The organism is Sphingomonas panacis (assembly GCF_001717955.1).
Lineage (GTDB): Bacteria > Pseudomonadota > Alphaproteobacteria > Sphingomonadales > Sphingomonadaceae > Sphingomonas > Sphingomonas panacis.
The window spans coordinates 198,424-214,127 of record NZ_CP014168.1 but is presented as its reverse complement, the minus strand read 5'-3'; the positions used below and the strand labels follow the sequence as shown (position 1 = coordinate 214,127).

The following is a 15,704-nucleotide window of genomic DNA, read 5'->3' as shown; positions in this document are numbered from 1 at the left end:
TCGATCAAAGGAAAAGGCGCCATGTCCCACGTCCCGATATCGTGTTCAGGCCGGGCCATGCCGATTTCGGCGACCCGGGTCGGGGCGTGGCAATGCGATCTCGCGACCGAGCGGCTGCTCTGGAGCGACGGCGTCTACGACCTGTTCGATCTGCCACGCGGCTCGCCGGTGGATCGCGAGATGGCGGTGGACCTCTACGATCCCGATTCGCGGGCCGAGATGGAGCGGCTGCGCGCCCGCGCGATCCGCGACAGGACCGGCTTCTCGGTCGACGCGCTGATCTGGTCGGCGGTGGGGGTCGATCGCTGGATTCGGATCACCGCGCGGGTGGAATGTGATCGCGGCAGGCCCGTGCGCCTGTGCGGCAGCAAGCAGGACGTGACGCTGGAGCATCTGTTGTGGGGCGGCGCGCGGGCCGTCGCTGAGGGCCGCTATTGCTGAATCGCGTCGCGGATTGAACCGTCTCGTCGTTCCGATGGTTGATCGTGCCGAAGCGGCAGGAGAAACCCAATGGCGACGGCGCAGATCTACAAAGACCTCAAGCGCGATCACGACAAGCAGCGCGACATGCTCAAGCAGCTCGCCGACCTGACCGGCGCGTCCAGCGAGCGCCAGTCGCTGTTCGAAGCGTTCCGCATCGAGCTGCAGGGCCATGCCGCCGCCGAGGAGGAATCGCTCTACGCGACGATGCTCGGCGATCCCGAACTGCGCGACGATGCGCGCCACTCGGTCTCCGAACACAAGGAAGTCGACGATCTGCTCGGCGAGATGCACGATCTCGATTTCGGTTCGGACGCGTGGAGCGAGAAATTCTTCCACATGCGCCGCCGCTACGAGCATCACATCACCGAGGAAGAAGAAGAGATGTTCCCCGCCGCCGCCGAGGAACTCTCAGACGAAACCGAAGCGAAGCTCGCGGAAATCTACGAAGAGCGCAAACCGCTGGAGAGCGCCGAAGCCAAGGCCAATCCGCCGAGCAGCGACGAGCGCGAATAGCCTCCGTTCGGCCTGAGCGAGGTCGAAGGCCGCGTGCATCACGCACGTGCTTCGACTTCGCTCAGCACGAACGGATTTTGGCGCTACCGATCCGGCCATCTCAAGAAGAAAGTGGGGAGCTTCTGTTGCTCGGTGCTCCCCGTACCGCCGGTGTCCGCTTCTGTTGCCCGGTGCGGCCCGAACCGCGTTTATGCGTCGTAACCTAAGCCGTTAGGCTTTCAGTTACGCGGCAATCGCGAGTGCTTCGTTATCGTTAGCACTTGTGGTTTTGAGCCTTGAACGGGTTACTCAGCCCGGGCAAAAACAGCGCCTTTCAATACACGTCGATCCTAGTTCGACCCCATCAAAGCCCGCCTGAAAGACAGGCTGTGGTGGAGTCGCCGGGTACTGCCCCCGGGTCCGCTGCATCTATTTCACGCCGCACTTTATCGCCATAGTCACCGGACGAACCGGCCTACGCGGTCTATATAGGGCGGGCGCAAATGAATGCAAAGGGGCGCCTTTCGCTCGCCACATTATCGGTCCATAGCGGCTATACTATGTTGACGCAGCGTTCCCGATACGCGCTCCGCGCGATGATCTTCCTTGCTGAAGCCCCCGCCGGCAGCCCGCCCATTCCGATGAACCGCATCGCGGCCGAGGCGAACGTGCCGCGCAAATTCCTCGAACTGATCCTCGCGGATCTGCGCGAGGCCGGGTTCCTGCACAGCCACCGCGGCAAGATGGGCGGCTATCTGCTCGCGCGCCCGACGCACCTGATCTCGCTCGGCGAGATCATCCGTGTGATCGAAGGGCCGCTCGCTTTGGTGCCCTGCGTTAGCCGAACCGCCTACCGCTCCTGCACCGATTGCAAGGACGAGGCGGCCTGCGCGATCCGCCACGCGATGCTCCGCGTCCGCGACGAAACCGCGCGCATCCTCGACGGCACCAGCCTTGCGGATACGACGACGAAGGTGCTGGCGGCGGCGTAAGCACGCCGTTCGTCCCGAGCGCCACCACGTCCCGTTCGTGCTGAGCCTGTCGAAGCACGTGTTCCGGGCACGCCCCCTTCGGCTCGCCGGCAAGCCAGCCGCTCAGGACAGGCTTCGACCACGCTCAGCACCAACGGGGCAGGGCGGATCAGCCCAGAATCGAAGCGCCCAGCAACAGCAGCAATTTCACATCCACCGCCAGCCCCTCGGCGCGCTTGGCGGCGATGAACTCGGGCAGCGTCGCCAGCGCGACGCGGTGGACGGTGATGTTCTCGCCCGGCACCCCGCCGCCGTCGCTCACCTTGGTCAGCCCGGTCGCGCGAACCAGCGTGAAACTCTCCGAGACCATCCCCGGCGACGAGCAGAACTCGCCGATCACGTCGATCTTCGCCGGGCGGTAGCCGGTTTCCTCCTCAAGCTCGCGCGCCGCGGAGGTGGCGACCGCCTCCCCCTCGGTCTCGTCGCCGACCAGGCCGGCGGGAAGCTCGATGCAATTGCGCCCGAGCGGCACGCGATATTGCTCGACCAGCAGCACCTCGCCCGCCTCGACCGCGAGGATCACCGCCGCCTGGATGCCCCGCGCGCGGCCGACATATTCCCACGTGCCCTGTTTGCGGACGGTGATGAACTTGCCCTGCCAGACGGTTTCGACGGCCTTGGTCACAATTCGATCAGCCGGTCGGGAAGTTCGTTCACGTCATTTTCCGTCTTGGGAAAAGTCTCGGCCAAAATCGCGCCGATCGCCGTGACCGCCGCCGCCATGCCATCTCCGGCGCGGCCTTCGCGCACCTCGGCGACCAGCGCCGCCATCGCATCGCCCCAGCGCTCGGCCGGCACCGCGCGGTGGATCGCCTCGTCGGCGATGATCTCGGCCATCCGCTCGCGTGTCGAGAGGTAGAGCAATATGCCGACCTTGGCCTGCGTGCGGTTCTCGGCGCCGACATGGAAATGTTGCAGCGCGCGCCGCCGCACCCGCCGCCGCTTGGTCGCGCGCGGGGTGAGCGCGAACCGGACCGGCGCCCAGCCGACCAGATAGCGCACGCCAAGAAACACCGCCGTCTGCGCGATGAGCAGCACGAGCAGGACATGGCCGAGATCGGCCTCGCCCCACGGGTCCAGCCCGATCTCCAGCCAGCGCGCGTCGAGCGCCGCCAGCGCGGTGACGAGCAGCGCCGCCAGCACGCCGAACTGGAGCGGCACGTCATGATAGCTGTCCGACTGCGCCGCCACGATCGTGACGATCTCGCCATCGGTGCCGCGTTCCGCGTCGGCGACCGCCGCCGTCACGCGGTCGCGGTCGGCGGGTGTGAGCGCGAATCGTGCCATCACCAATCCCCCGAGGCGCCGCCGCCTCCACCAGATCCGCCGCCACCGCCGCTGAACCCGCCATCACCCCAGCCACCGCTGCTGCCGCCGGAGCTACCGGAATCGCCGCTGCTCCAACTACCGCCCGAAGACCCCCGGCCGATCTCGCTGCCGATACCCCACAGGATCACCGGCCACGAACTGCCGCCGCTTTGCCCGACATAGCGGTTGCCGCTCGCGCGCCGGAACCACGACAGCGCGACGAACAGGATGATGAATCCCCAGAAGATCAATCCGAACGGAATGCCGCCGCCGCTGCCCGAACCCTGGCGCTGGTGCGTCTTGTCGAAGTCCTTGATCGCGGCATCGGTCTGCGCCTTGGCCTCGTCGGGCGAGGCGCGCAGTTGCGCGATCAGCGCGTCGGTGCCCGCCTCCATCGCGCCGGGTACGTCGCCCGCGCGCAGCTTGGGCATCATCTGCTCGCGGATCGTCACGCCTGAGAACGCATCGGTCAGGATCGGCTCAAGCCCATAGCCGACCTCGATGCGCGGCCCGCGATGGCCGGCGGGTTCGTTGGGCGCGATGAACAGGATCGCGCCGTTGTTGACGTCCTTGAGGCCCGGCCCCCAGGTGCGCAGCAGCCCGATGCCGTAATCCTCAAGGCTATAGCCTTGCAGATCGGGGATCGTCGCGACGACGAGTTGGCGGTGCGTGTCCTTCTGGAGCGCCTCCAGCTTGGCTTCGAGATCGGCGCGGGTCGCCGCCGGCAGAACGTTCGCCGCATCGACGACGAGGCCGGTGAACTTGGGATAGGTCTGCGCCCCCGCCGGCGTGCCGATCAGCAGGCCGGCGAGGAGCAGAAGCAGGAACCGCAGCAGCGGCATCACCCTCAACTACCGAAATCGACCTTCGGCGCGGTCTCCGCGCCCGGCGTGGTCGCCTGGAACGGCACCATCGGCTTGGCCCCGTAGAAGATCTTCGCGCCGATCGCATCGGGGAAGGTGCGGATCGTCACGTTGTACGATTGCACCGCGGTATTGTAGTCGCGCCGCGCATTGGTGATGCGGTTCTCGGTGCCCTCCAGCTGATCCATCAGCGTCGCGTAATTGCCCTGCGATTTCAGCTCGGGATACGCCTCCTGCAAGCGCTGCAACGACAGGCCGAGCGCACCCTGAACCTGCGCGAACTGCTGGACCTTGGCCGGGTCTTTCAGGTCATCGCCCGAAACCTTGACAGTGTTCGCGGCGGCGCGCGCCTGCGTCACTTCGACGAGGATCGCCTTCTCCTGCGCGCCCGCCGCCTTCACCGTGGCGACGAGATTGGGGATCAGATCGGAGCGGCGCTGATACTGGTTCTGCACCTCGCCCCATTTCGCCTTGGCGTTCTCCTCGGCGGTCGGCACGCTGTTCAATCCGCAGGCGGACAGCATCGCGGCGGCGGCGAGCGTGAGAATGGCACGAAAGGTCATGCGAGGCGGCTCCTTCAACTTGGCGTGGCCGTCTTACCCGGATAGCATGGCCGCGCGGAAGCGAAATCGGTTGGAGGATCTGCGTGTTCAAGGAGTTCAAGGCATTCATCGCGCGCGGCAACGTGCTCGATCTGGCGGTCGCGGTCATCATCGGCGCGGCGTTCGGCAAGATCGTGTCGTCGCTGACCGATGACATCATCATGCCCGTGATCGGCAAGATCACCGGCGGTCTCGATTTTTCCAGCCACTTCCTGATTCTCGGCAAGGTGCCCGCTGAACTCGCCGGATCGAGCGACTATGCCGCGCTGAAGAAGGCCGGCGTCGCGGTGTTCGGCTACGGCGCGTTCATCACCGCGGCGGTCAATTTCGTGATCCTCGCGTTCATCATCTTCCTGCTGGTGCGCAGCGTCCACAAGCTGATGGACAAGCCCCAGGAACCCGCCGCCGAAGCACCCCCGGAACCCGCCGACATCGCGCTGCTGCGCGAGATTCGCGATGAACTGAAGAAGCGCCCGACGGTGTGATGGCCGCCGCGACGGTTCGATAACGCAATCCGTTCGTCCTGAGCGAAGTCGAAGGACGTGCCCCAAACGCAGCGCTTGTGGCACGCACTTCGACACAGCTCAGTGCGAACGGGGTAGGGGGCGGTGCGATAAACCGGGCAGGCCCGAGGGTGTATCGGCCGTCCGGCTACACTCGCCACACCGCAGGAACGAAGGCACCCTTACCGGAAATTATCCGCATAGGCCTGCAGCTTGAGCTTGCGCACCGGCGCGGCCAGGACGGTATAGGCCAGCCCCTCGCGCTCGGCATAGGCGACCGCGGCCTCCTGAGTCGGGAAGCCGATGCGAAGCTGCTCCTGCGTGTCGCCCGATCCGGCCCAGCCGGTCAGCGGGTCGGCGCGCTTGGCCTCGGCGGGCGCGAAATCGAGCACCCACTCCTGGGTGCGGGCACGGCCCGACTGCATCGCGTTCTTCGGGCGCTGGTAGATACGGGCAATGGCCATGACGTCTCGGATTCCCTCTTTGTCTCGCGGTGCCGGCCCGCTCCCCCACCCGGCCACCCATCAGGGTACGCTCGTGGGCGGCCGGGTGGGGGAGCGGGCCGGCACCGTCTGCCGAAATGCGCTCTTCCGCGCATTTCGCAAACATATCCCCCCCCTTAACGCGCCCCGCGCGCCCTTGCATCCGCGTTTTTCGTGCGCGTGGTGGGATTCGCCGCCGCCGGATCGTCGGGCCAGGGGTGGCGCGGATAGCGGCCACGCATCTCGCGCGCCACATCGGCCCAGCTTCCCGCCCAGAAACCGGGCAGATCGCGAGTCGTCTGGATCGGGCGGCCGGCGGGCGAGGTGAGGCTCAGCACCAGCGGCACGCGCCCGCCCGCGATCATCGGATGTGCGGCCAACCCGAACAGCGCCTGCGGCCGCAGATCGACTCGCGGCCCGCCCTCGGCGGCATAGTCGATCGGATGGCTGCTGCCGGCGGGCGACTGGAAATGCGTCGGCGCCTCGGCATCGAGCAGCCGAAGCGTGTCCCAGCCGATCACGCCGCGAAGCGCATCGGCGAGCGCACCGGGGTCGATCGCGTCGAGCCGACGCTTGCCCGCGAGCAGCGGCGTCAGCCACTCGTCGGCACGCGCCAGCAACGCCGCCTCGTCGATCGCCTCGACCGGGCGGCCCTCGCCGCGCAGGAACGCGACGCGCGCGAGCAGCGCCTGCGCCGCTTCGCTCCACGGCAACAGCCGCAACCCGCCGCCCAGCACCCCGCCGAGCAACGCCTCGGCGATCGCCTGCGGATCGGCGTCGGCATCGGGTCCGCTCGACAGCCGGATCGCGCCGAGCCGCCGCTCGCGCGTCGCGCGCACCCCGCCCGTGGCGGGATCGAAGCTCACCGTGCGATGCGTGGCGATACGGTCGCCGAACAGCGCCTCGACGCTCGCCTGATCGATCGGCGCGGCCGACAGGATTCGCGCACCCGCCGCCATCCCCTGCGTCTCGGCGACCGCGAGCCACTCCGCCCGCGCGAGCGAGGAGGCGGGGTCGAGCTTGAAGCCCCGCCCGCCGACCGAAGCCCAGGTCTCCCCGCTGGCGTCACGCCGCCGCGCGATCCGATCGGGAAAGGCGAGGGCGATGGCCACTTCTTCTCCCCTCCCTGGCAGGGAGGGGGCGGGGGTGGGTTGGTTCGGGGCGGGCGCGGCGTTCCCACGCGGGCGACCCACCCCCAACCCAGCGTCAGGTCGGTCAGGCCCCCGGCCTGACCTGAACAGCGCGGGGCGCTGTTCACCTGATGCTCTTTCAGGGAGGGGCGTGAGCAACGAAGCCCACCGTTTCGCCAGCCGCCTTGCCCCCTCAGCCCGCATCCCGCGCTCACCGCGCCAGCGCCGCAACCGCATCTCCAGATCGGCGTCGCTCCCGCCCAGTCCGCGCTCGCCGAGCAGCACCGCCACCTCCGCCGCGACCGCGCCGAGGCCGATCTCGCCGGCACGCACCAGCATATGTCCGAGCCGGGGTGGCAGCGGCAGCTTGGCGATCGCCGCGCCGTGCGGGGTCGGCCGCCCGTCGCCGTCGATCGCCTCCAGCGTCGTCAGCCGCGCGCGCGCCTCGCTGACGGCGGCCTCGGGCGGCGGATCGAGCCACGCCAGCGCGCGCGGATCGCTCACCCCCCACAACGCGCAATCGAGCGTCAACGCCGACAGATCGGCCTCCAGAATTTCGGGCGGGTCGAAGCGCGGCAGCCCGGCCGTCGCCGCCTCTTCCCATAAGCGATACGCCACGCCCGGCCGCTGGCGCGCGGCACGCCCGGCGCGCTGAGTCACCGCCGCCTGGCTCGCGCGTTCGGTGACGAGCCGGGTCATCCCCGCCGCCCGGTCATAGCGCGGCCGCCGCGCCAGCCCCGAATCGACCACCACCGATATCCCGTCGAGCGTCAGGCTGGTCTCGGCGATCGAGGTCGCCAGCACGATCTTGCGCCGCCCCTGCGGATCGGGCTGAATCGCGGCGCGCTGTGCGCCGGGATCGAGGTTGCCGTGCAGCCGGTGCAGCGCGATGCCGTCGCCCAGCCCGTCGAGCCGTTCTGCAGTGCGCTCGATCTCGCCGACGCCGGGCAGGAAGGCGAGGATACCGCCATCCTCCTCGCGCAAAGCGGTCCGCACGGCGGCGGCGACCGAATCCTCGATCCGCGCCTCCGCTGCCCGTCCCAGATGGCGCAGCGTCAGCGGGAACATGCGCCCGGCGCTTTCGATGACCGGCGCGCCCGCCATCAACGCCGAGAACCGCCCGCCATCGAGCGTCGCCGACATCGCCACCAGCCGCAGATCGGGCCGCAGCCCGCCTTGCGCGTCGAGCGCCAGCGCCAGCCCGAAGTCGCTGTCGAGGCTGCGCTCATGCACCTCGTCGAACAGCACCGCCGACACGCCCGCGAGTTCCGGATCGGCCTGGATTCGGTTGACGAAAATCCCCTCGGTCAGCACCGTCACCCGAGTCGCGGCGGAGCGCTTGCTGTCCATCCGCGTCGCATAGCCGAACGTCCGCCCGACCGGCTCCCCCGCCAGCGCCGCCATCCGCTCGGCAGCAGCGCGCGCGGCGAGCCGGCGCGGCGACAGCAACAGCACTTCGCCTTTGCACCAGTCTTCGCCGAGCACGGCAGGCGCGACCGCCGTGGTCTTGCCAGCCCCCGGCGGCGCGACCAGCACCGCGTTCGCACCGCCACGCAAAACGGCGAGCAGGTCCGGAAGAACGGCAAGGACGGGGAGGGCGGGATCGGCCACGGCGGCGTTCTACGCGCCGACGCGCAGAACGCCAGCCCTTCTCCCCGCGCGCGCGGCAGGGGAATGCTGCGCGTGCTAGTATCACCTGCGCCGGGGATGCTACGGCACGCGAAACCGATACGCGGAGTTTCCCCCTTGGCCGGCCATCACACTCACGCCCACGATCACGGCGGACATAGCCACGGCGGTCACGATCATGGCGGGCACGGCCACGGCCATGCCCACGCGCCCGCCGCGTTCGACCGCGCCTTCGCGATCGGCATCGCGCTCAACATCGTGTTCGTCGGAGTCGAGGCCGGGTTCGGCTTCGTCGCGCATTCGGTCGCTTTGCTCGCCGATGCGGGACACAACCTGTCCGACGTGCTCGGCCTCGCCATCGCCTGGGGCGGCGCGACGCTCGCGCGGCGCGCGGCGACCAAGCGCTTCACCTATGGCCTCAAGGGCTCGACGATCCTCGCCGCGCTGCTCAACGCGCTGTTCCTGCTCGTCGCGCTCGGCGCGATCATCCTCGAGGCGGCGCAGCGACTCGCCGCGCCCGCGCCCGTCGCCGGCGCGACCGTGTCGATCGTCGCGGCGGTCGGCATCGTCGTCAACCTGGCGACCGCGTTGCTGTTCGCACGCGGGCGCAAGCATGACATCAACATCCGCGGCGCGTTCCTCCACATGGCCGCCGATGCGGCGGTGTCGGCGGGGGTGGTGATCGTCGGCGGGATCATCCTGTTCACCGGCATGACCTGGCTCGATCCGGCGGTCAGCATCGTCATCGCGTTGCTGATCATCTGGCACACGTGGGGGCTGCTGCGCGAATCGGTCGAGATGTCACTGGCGGCGGTGCCGCGCGCGATCGATTACGACGCGGTCGGCGCCGCGCTTCAGGCGCTGCCCGGCGTGACTCGCATCCACGATCTCCACATCTGGCCGATGAGCACGACCGAGACCGTGCTGACCACGCACCTGCTGATGCCCGCCGGGCACCCCGGCGACGGCTTCCTAATGGAAACCCAGGCGATGCTGCGCGCGCGCTTCGGCATCGGCCACGCGACGGTACAGGTCGAAACCAGCGAATGTGCGGTGGATTGCTGAAGCCCAACCAACCCCGTTCGCCCCACGCGGCAACGCTCGGGGCGCGTGCTTCGACAGGCTCAGCACGAACGGGTCTGACGTAGCGCTCGCCGCGTCAGCCCGGATCGCGCGCCAGCCACCATTTGAGCAGCGCCGCCGTCTCGCCCGGCTGTTCGAGCGCGGGCAGGTGGCCACAGGCGTCGAACGTGTGGAGGTGCGCGCCGGGGATCAGCGCGGCGATCTCCGCGGCCTCGTGCGGCGGGGTGATCCGGTCGCCGTCGCCGACCGCGACCAAGGTCGGCACGCGCACGCCGGGGAGGACCGCGCGCATGTCGACCCGGTCGAGGATCGCATGCTGCTGGCGCAGGAACGCCGCCCCGCCGACGCGCAGCGCCATCGCCTTGAGCGCGTCGGCGACCGGCCCCTCGCTCTTGTCGGGGTGGACCAGCCGGTCGAGCAACTGCCGCGTGATGCCGACGAACCGCCCGCGTTCGAGCGAGGCCATCCCGGCCCGGCGCTGCGCCGCCCGCTCCGCCGAATCGGCGCGCGCGCTGGTGTCGAGCAGCGCCACCGACGAGACGCGCCCGGGCGCCTGCCGCAGGATTTCGAGCGCGACATAGCCCCCCATCGACAAAGCGACGAGCGCGAAGCGCGGCGGCGCCACCGCCAGCACGCGCCGCGCCATCGCCGGAATGCTGTCGTCGAGCGTCAGATCGGCCACCATCGGCGCGACGTGGCGCGCCAGCGCGTCGATCTGCGGGCGCCACAGCGCGGCGTCGCAGAGCAGGCCGGGCAGGAACACGGTCGGCATCAGCGGCCGCACCGCCGGCGGGGCGGGGTCATACTCGTCAGTGGCGGCAAAGCCGAAAGCGTCGAAATCGGTAAACATGCGCGAATCTCCGACCGGCAATCTGGTCTCGTCGCGATCATCTGTCTAATATCTCGAACAGGCGATCTTGATAGCTTTTGGAGATGACATGGAATTGCGGCACGTGCGCTACTTCCTCGCGGTGGCCGAGGAGGGCAATTTCACCCGCGCCGCGCGCCGGCTCGGCATCGGCCAGCCGCCGCTCAGCCAGCAGATCCGCGATCTCGAAGACGAAATCGGGGCGCGGCTGTTCCACCGCATACCGCAGCGCGCCGAACTGACCGAGGCCGGCGAAGCGTTCCGCGCCGGCGTGCGCACGTTGCCCGCCCAGGCCGAAGCCGCGATCCACGCCGCGCAACGCGCCGCGCGCGGCGAGACCGGCGCTTTGCGCGTCGGCTTCACCGGCTCGGCCGCGTTCAACCCGATCGTGCCCGCCGTGATCCGCGGCTACCGCCGCCGCTTCCCCGAGATCGACCTGACGCTGCGCGAGGGCAATTCGCTCGATCTCGTCGCCGCGCTGCGCGACGACATGCTCGACGCGGCGTTCCTGCGGCCCGGGTCGGTAGAGCTTGAGGGGCTGCACATCCACGCGCTCGATGACGAGCCGCTCGTCGCCGCGCTGCCCGCCGCGCATCCTGCCGCGACCGGTGACGCGCTGCCGCTCGCCGCGCTGGCGGGGGAGCCGTTCGTGCTCACCCCGCGCGATCTCGGGCCGACCTTGTTCGACGCCGCCATCGCCGCGTGTCGCGATGCCGGGTTCGAGCCGATCCTCGGCCAGTCCGCACCGCAGATCGCCTCGGTGCTCGCCTTCGTCGCCGCCGAACTCGGCGTGTCGCTGGTGCCGAACTCGATGCGGATGGCACTGGTGCAGGGTGTCACCTACCGCGACCTCACCGATATCCGCCGCAGCGCACGCATGGCGATCGCCTACCGGCGCGGCGACCTCTCGACCGCGTTGCGCCACTTCGCGGAGGAGGCGCGCGCGCATGCGGTGGTGGCGGAATGAACGTCCAAAGCGTTGCCCCTGTCCGCACTATCCCGTATCTTGCGGAGGATCGTGGAGGCGCTCAGTGCGGAAACCGATGACTCTCAATGTCCGCGTCAGCGGTGCGCTCGGCGATTTCGTCGCCGACAGCGTGGGCGAGTCCGGCACCTATGAAAACGTCAGCGAATATGTCCGCGATCTGATTCGGCGCGACAAGGCGCGCGTGGAAGCGGAGCGCTTCACTGTCCTCAAGGCCGAACTCGCGGCGGCATTCGCCGCGCCCGACACGGGTTATCATGCGCTTGACGCAGAGACGGTGATCGCGCGCAACGCGCGGCGCTGAACCGCCGTGGCGGCATGGCGTATTCAGGAGGCTGCGGACAGGCGGCTCGACGACATCTACACCTATACGCGGGACACATGGGGCGACGTCCAGGCCGACCTGTATCTCCGCGGCCTTTTCGCGTGCTTTGACGACATCGCCGCCCGCCGTCTGGTCTGGCGCGCGGTGCCGCGCGAGCTTGGCGTGGACGGCTTCTATTGCCGGTACGAACACCATTACATCTACTGGCGCGTACTGCCCGACGGCGCGGTCGGCATCGTCACGATCCTGCACGAGCGCATGCACCGGATCGACCGCTTCCGCGATGACATGCCGGTGTGACCGTGCTGGCTGGGGCGGCAGGATTCGAACCTGCGAATGGCGGCACCAAAAGCCGCTGCCTTACCACTTGGCGACGCCCCAACGCGCGAACGCAGGCCTTTAGGCGCAGCATCCGCCGGTGGAAAGACCCTTTTGTGAAGGGCCGCTCCGATCAGGCGATCTGTTCGACCCAGCCGCGCGGGTCGGGCAGCTTGCCGCGCTGCACGCTGGTCAGCGCGTCGCGGATTCGCATCGTCGTCTGGCCGGGGCCGCCGCTGCCGATCGTGAAGTCGCCGTCGGCCATCTTCATCATGCCGATCGGCGCGACCACGGCGGCGGTGCCGCAGGCGAACGCCTCGCGCAGTCGGCCGCTCTCGGCGTCGGCGCGGCACTGGTCGATCGCATAGGGCTCCTCGCGCACGGTGAGGCCCATGTCGCGCGCCATCGTGATGATCGAATCGCGGGTGATGCCGGGCAGGATCGTGCCGGTCAGCGGCGGGGTCGCCAGCGTGCCGTCGTCGAACACGAAGAAGATGTTCATGCCGCCGAGTTCCTCGATCCAGCGGCGCTCGACCGCGTCGAGGAACAGCACCTGGTCGCAGCCCTTGCGCGTCGCCTCGGCCTGCGCGACCAGGCTGGAGGCGTAATTGCCACCGCACTTGGCCGCACCCGTGCCGCCCGGCGCCGCGCGCGTGTAATCCTGCGAGACCCACAGCGACACCGCACCGGCGCCGGCCTTGAAATAGGCGCCAACCGACGAGGCGATCACCGCGTAGAGGTACTCGGACGACGGCTTCACGCCGAGGAACACTTCGCTCGCGATCATGAACGGGCGCAGATACAGCGATCCGCCCTCGGCCTCGGGAATCCAGTCCTGCTCGATTTTGACGAGCTCGCGCACCGAGGCGAGGAACAGGTCTTCGGGTAGCGGCTCCATCGCCATGCGGATCGCGGAGTCGCGGAAACGGCGCGCGTTCGCCTCGGGCCGGAACAGCGCGGTGCTGCCGTCGGCAAGGCGGTAGGCCTTCATGCCCTCGAAGATTTCCTGCGCGTAATGCAGCACCGACGAGGCGCCATCCATCTGGAACGGCGCGCGCGGCACGATCTTCGCGTCGTGCCAGCCCTTTTCCTCGCTGTAGCGGATCATCGCCATATGATCGGTGAAGACGCGCCCGAAGCCGGGGTTCTCCAGCAGCCGGGCGCGCTCGTTCGCCTCGATCGGGCTGGCGTTGCGTTCAAAGGTGAAGGTCGGCGCGTCGGCGGCGATCCGATCGGCAGGGTCGAGAGTCAGATCGGTCATCGCAACCTTCGTACAATTTGATACAACTTGGGGGTTGAACCCTGATAGGGTTGCGGTCAAATCCGGTCAACATGGCTGGCCAGAACACCGCCGCGTCGCCGCTTTTCCTGCGCGAACCCGAGCTTCGGCGCGGGCTCGAGCTTTTGTACTTCGGAAACAGCCACCTGACGCGCACCATCGATCAAGGATTGGCGGACCAGGGATTGGGGCGCGCGCATCACCGTGCGCTGTATTTCATCGCCCGCCAGCCCGATCTTACCGTGAGCCAGTTGCTCGGCCTGCTGGCGATTACCAAGCAATCGCTCGGCCGCGTTCTCAACGAACTGATCGAGCGCGAACTGGTCGAGATGCGCCCCGGCGAACGCGACCGCCGCCAGCGGCTGTTGCGGCTGAGCGAGACCGGACGCCGGCTCGAAACCGAATTGTTCGACGCGCTGCGCGAACGGCTGTCCGCCGCCTACGCAAGCGCGGGGCAGGCGGCGGTGGGCGGTTTCTGGGCGGTGCTCGAAGGGCTGATCCCGGCCGAGGAGCGCAAGCGGATCGGCATGCTCGGCGGCGAGTAACGGTTTGCCGCCTCCCCGTTCGTGCTGAGCCCGTCGAAGCACGTGATCCGGGCGGAGCGCCTGTGGCACGCCCTTCGACAAGCTCAGGGCGACCGGAGTTTTCACCCATCGGCGAAGAAGAACGCTTCAAGCCGCGGCCTTCTCCACCTCCGGCTCGACATGCCCGCTGATCTCCGCGCCGGCATCGCGCGCGAAACGCACGTTCCACAAGGTCGCGCTCAGCGAAATCGAGGTCACGACCCAGAAGGCGATCGAGAAATCGTCGAGCGCCGGCGTCGCATGGCCGTTCGCCACCATCGCCAGATGCAGCGCGATCGCCGCGACGCAGATGCCGAGCGAGAGCATCAGTTGCTGGAAGGTCGAATAGAACGCCGTCGCGCTGCTCATGTGGCGCTTGTCGACCCCGTCATAGGCGATCGTGTTGTAGGCGGTGAACTGGAACGACATGAAGAAGCCCGAGATCGCGAGCATCCCGAACATCGCCCACACCGGCCAGCTCGGCCGGAACAGCCCGCACATCGCATAGCCCGTGGTCGCCAGCACGCCGTTCCAGATCAGCGCGCGGCGGAAGCCGAGCCGGCGCAGCACGCGCTGCGCGAGGCCCTTCATCGCCAGCGATCCGATCGCGGTCGCCACCGTGATCGTGCCGCTGCGCGCGGCGGAGAAGCCGAAGCCGACCTGCATCATCAGCGGCAGCAGGAACGGCTGCGCCCCTTGCGTGATTCGCGTGATCGATCCCGCGATCACCGACAGGCGGAAGGTCGGATCGCGCATCAGCGAAAGATCGAGGATCGCGCCCTCGCGGCCGCGCGCGTGGCGGATGTAGAGCCCGCCCGCCACGACGCCGATCGCGACCAGCACCGCCGCGGTGCCGCCTTCGCCGGGGCGGCTGACCATCTCGAACCCGAACAGCAGGCAGCCGAGCGACAGCCCGCTCAGCACGAAGCCGCGCACGTCGAATGGCGCCGGCTCATCCTCCTTGATGTTGGCGATGAAGCGCCCGACCAGCCACACCCCGAGCACACCCACCGGCAGGTTGATGTAGAAGATCCAGCGCCAGTCGAGATAGGTGACGATGAACCCGCCGAGCGGCGGGCCGATGATCGGGCCGATCAGCGCGGGCACCAGCAGCCACGACATCGCGTTGACCATGTCCTGCTTGGCGACCGAGCGCAGCAGCACCAGCCGCCCGACCGGAATCATCATCGCGCCCCCGATGCCCTGCACGAAGCGCGACACCACGATCATCTCGAGCGTGCGCGACTGGCCGCAGGCGAGGCTGCCGGCCATGAACAGCAGGATCGCGGCGCGGAACACGGTGCGCGAGCCATAGCGATCCGCCAGCACGCCCGAGGCCGGAATGAAGATCGCCAGCGCGAGCAGATACGAGGTGAGCGCGATGCTCATCTCGGGCGCGCGCACCCCGAAATCGCGCGCCATCGTCGGCAGCGCGGTCGCGAGCACGGTCGCGTCGACGAATTCCATGAACAACGCGCTGGCGATGATCAGCGCGACCAGCCGGTAATTCTGCCCCGATACCGCCGGCCCCAGATCCTGCGTCTTGGTAAGCGACCCCGCCGCCGGAACGATGCCGTCGCGCACCTCGGCGTTGACCGAGGCGACCCCGCGCCGCCTCGGGCGCTGCGCCGGCTGACCGGAAAAGGGGAGAAGGGACATAAGGCTACTTCGTTGAACGGGCGGGACTCGGCTCCCGCGAAAGGCCGCCCGTCTGTCACGCGGGCGTGCCGGTGCGGTGTATATGGGCACGCAGGCCGGAA

General features: G+C 68.7%; 18 protein-coding genes, 1 tRNA gene and 1 other RNA gene. 9 read left to right on the top strand and 11 right to left on the bottom strand.

Annotation, left to right across the window (positions count from 1 at the left end):
• Positions 1-57 precede the first annotated feature (57 nt).
• Positions 58-441: a hypothetical protein gene (locus J0A91_RS00850; protein WP_240502160.1), complete on the top strand. Its 384-nt coding sequence runs from the start codon at positions 58-60 to the stop codon at positions 439-441.
• Positions 442-510: 69 nt separating this feature from the next.
• A complete protein-coding gene (locus J0A91_RS00845; protein ID WP_069203323.1) occupies positions 511-996 on the top strand; it encodes a hemerythrin domain-containing protein in 486 nt (161 codons plus the stop codon).
• Between the two features lie 149 nt (positions 997-1,145).
• On the opposite strand, the gene ssrA is transcribed toward J0A91_RS00845, so the two are convergent.
• Positions 1,146-1,493: a transfer-messenger RNA gene (ssrA, locus tag J0A91_RS00840) on the bottom strand.
• Between the two features lie 42 nt (positions 1,494-1,535).
• Between ssrA and J0A91_RS00835 the strand changes: the two genes are divergently transcribed.
• Positions 1,536-1,967: an RrF2 family transcriptional regulator gene (locus J0A91_RS00835; RefSeq protein WP_069203322.1), complete on the top strand. Its 432-nt coding sequence runs from the start codon at positions 1,536-1,538 to the stop codon at positions 1,965-1,967.
• A 148-nt stretch (positions 1,968-2,115) separates the two neighbouring features.
• On the opposite strand, the gene J0A91_RS00830 is transcribed toward J0A91_RS00835, so the two are convergent.
• The 4 genes from J0A91_RS00830 to J0A91_RS00815 are packed head-to-tail and all read right to left on the bottom strand — an operon-like array spanning position 2,116 to position 4,740.
• Positions 2,116-2,631, bottom strand: a complete 516-nt coding sequence (locus tag J0A91_RS00830; protein ID WP_240502159.1) for an NUDIX hydrolase — start codon at positions 2,629-2,631, stop codon at positions 2,116-2,118.
• Entirely contained in the window at positions 2,628-3,293 is a 666-nt protein-coding gene (locus tag J0A91_RS00825) for a TPM domain-containing protein (protein ID WP_069203320.1), read from the bottom strand. Before J0A91_RS00825 ends, J0A91_RS00830 begins: the two co-directional genes overlap by 4 nt.
• Positions 3,293-4,156: a TPM domain-containing protein gene (locus J0A91_RS00820; protein ID WP_069203319.1), complete on the bottom strand. Its 864-nt coding sequence runs from the start codon at positions 4,154-4,156 to the stop codon at positions 3,293-3,295. The genes J0A91_RS00825 and J0A91_RS00820 overlap by 1 nt, the downstream gene beginning before the upstream one ends.
• Before the next feature lie 5 nt (positions 4,157-4,161).
• Positions 4,162-4,740 carry a LemA family protein gene (locus J0A91_RS00815; protein ID WP_069203318.1) on the bottom strand — a complete coding sequence of 193 codons (579 nt, stop codon included), beginning with the start codon at positions 4,738-4,740 and terminating at the stop codon, positions 4,162-4,164.
• Between the two features lie 83 nt (positions 4,741-4,823).
• On the opposite strand from J0A91_RS00815, the gene mscL reads away from it, so the two are divergent.
• Positions 4,824-5,264 (top strand): large conductance mechanosensitive channel protein MscL, encoded by a 441-nt coding sequence (gene mscL, locus J0A91_RS00810; RefSeq protein ID WP_069203317.1) that lies wholly within the window; start codon positions 4,824-4,826, stop codon positions 5,262-5,264.
• Positions 5,265-5,464: 200 nt separating this feature from the next.
• Here the strand turns inward: mscL and J0A91_RS00805 are convergent, their stop codons facing one another.
• Together J0A91_RS00805 and hrpB are read right to left on the bottom strand one after the other, a co-directional pair.
• Complete coding sequence (locus tag J0A91_RS00805) at positions 5,465-5,746, bottom strand: ETC complex I subunit (protein WP_069203316.1); 282 nt, start codon at positions 5,744-5,746, stop codon at positions 5,465-5,467.
• A 155-nt stretch (positions 5,747-5,901) separates the two neighbouring features.
• Positions 5,902-8,505 carry an ATP-dependent helicase HrpB gene (hrpB, locus tag J0A91_RS00800; protein ID WP_069203315.1) on the bottom strand — a complete coding sequence of 868 codons (2,604 nt, stop codon included), beginning with the start codon at positions 8,503-8,505 and terminating at the stop codon, positions 5,902-5,904.
• A gap of 135 nt (positions 8,506-8,640) precedes the next feature.
• On the opposite strand from hrpB, the gene J0A91_RS00795 reads away from it, so the two are divergent.
• Positions 8,641-9,588 carry a cation diffusion facilitator family transporter gene (locus J0A91_RS00795; RefSeq protein WP_069203314.1) on the top strand — a complete coding sequence of 316 codons (948 nt, stop codon included), beginning with the start codon at positions 8,641-8,643 and terminating at the stop codon, positions 9,586-9,588.
• 94 nt (positions 9,589-9,682) lie between these two features.
• Here J0A91_RS00795 and J0A91_RS00790 read toward each other — a convergent pair whose 3' ends face one another.
• Complete coding sequence (locus J0A91_RS00790; protein ID WP_240502158.1) at positions 9,683-10,456, bottom strand: alpha/beta fold hydrolase; 774 nt, start codon at positions 10,454-10,456, stop codon at positions 9,683-9,685.
• Between the two features lie 88 nt (positions 10,457-10,544).
• Here J0A91_RS00790 and J0A91_RS00785 point away from each other — a divergent pair, with 88 nt between their 5' ends.
• From J0A91_RS00785 to J0A91_RS00775, 3 genes are all read left to right on the top strand, one after another.
• Entirely contained in the window at positions 10,545-11,441 is an 897-nt protein-coding gene (locus J0A91_RS00785) for a LysR family transcriptional regulator (protein WP_069203313.1), read from the top strand.
• Between the two features lie 76 nt (positions 11,442-11,517).
• Positions 11,518-11,763, top strand: a complete 246-nt coding sequence (locus J0A91_RS00780) for a ribbon-helix-helix domain-containing protein (protein WP_069203312.1) — start codon at positions 11,518-11,520, stop codon at positions 11,761-11,763.
• 6 nt (positions 11,764-11,769) lie between these two features.
• A complete protein-coding gene (locus J0A91_RS00775) occupies positions 11,770-12,084 on the top strand; it encodes a type II toxin-antitoxin system RelE/ParE family toxin (protein ID WP_069203311.1) in 315 nt (104 codons plus the stop codon).
• Positions 12,085-12,090: 6 nt separating this feature from the next.
• Here the strand turns inward: J0A91_RS00775 and J0A91_RS00770 are convergent.
• Together J0A91_RS00770 and J0A91_RS00765 are read right to left on the bottom strand one after the other, a co-directional pair.
• Positions 12,091-12,165: transfer RNA gene (locus J0A91_RS00770), tRNA-Gln, on the bottom strand.
• A 70-nt stretch (positions 12,166-12,235) separates the two neighbouring features.
• Entirely contained in the window at positions 12,236-13,363 is a 1,128-nt protein-coding gene (locus J0A91_RS00765; RefSeq protein WP_069203310.1) for a branched-chain amino acid aminotransferase, read from the bottom strand.
• A gap of 71 nt (positions 13,364-13,434) precedes the next feature.
• Here J0A91_RS00765 and J0A91_RS00760 point away from each other — a divergent pair, with 71 nt between their 5' ends.
• On the top strand, positions 13,435-13,926 hold the full coding sequence (locus tag J0A91_RS00760) for a MarR family transcriptional regulator (protein WP_069203309.1): 492 nt from the start codon (positions 13,435-13,437) through the stop codon (positions 13,924-13,926).
• 126 nt (positions 13,927-14,052) lie between these two features.
• Here the strand turns inward: J0A91_RS00760 and J0A91_RS00755 are convergent, their stop codons facing one another.
• Complete coding sequence (locus tag J0A91_RS00755) at positions 14,053-15,603, bottom strand: MDR family MFS transporter (protein ID WP_069203308.1); 1,551 nt, start codon at positions 15,601-15,603, stop codon at positions 14,053-14,055.
• Positions 15,604-15,704 lie beyond the last annotated feature (101 nt).